This window comes from Chloroflexaceae bacterium, assembly GCA_025057155.1.
GTDB lineage: Bacteria > Chloroflexota > Chloroflexia > Chloroflexales > Chloroflexaceae > JACAEO01.
On sequence record JANWYD010000086.1, the window covers coordinates 512 to 741 of the forward strand.

Consider the following 230-nt stretch of genomic DNA (forward strand, 5'->3'; position numbering starts at 1 on the left):
TCGGCAGCAACCTGGCGCGGCGCCTGGCCGACCTGGGGGCGCGTGTCACCGTCGTCGATTCGCTCATCCCTGAATACGGCGGCAAGCTGTTCAATATTCACGGTTATGAAGACCGCGTGCGCGTCAACATTGCCGACGTGCGCGACGAGTACAGCATGAACTACCTGGTACGTGGTCAGGCCTTCCTCTTCAACCTGGCCGGGCAAGTCAGCCATCTGGACTCGATGCGC

The 230-nt window shown here is 61.7% G+C and carries 1 protein-coding gene; it reads left to right on the forward strand.

What is annotated here, in order from left to right; genetic code table 11:
* The coding region (locus tag NZU74_20395) for an NAD-dependent epimerase (protein ID MCS6883689.1) at nucleotides 1-230 on the forward strand (230 nt) is incomplete at both ends.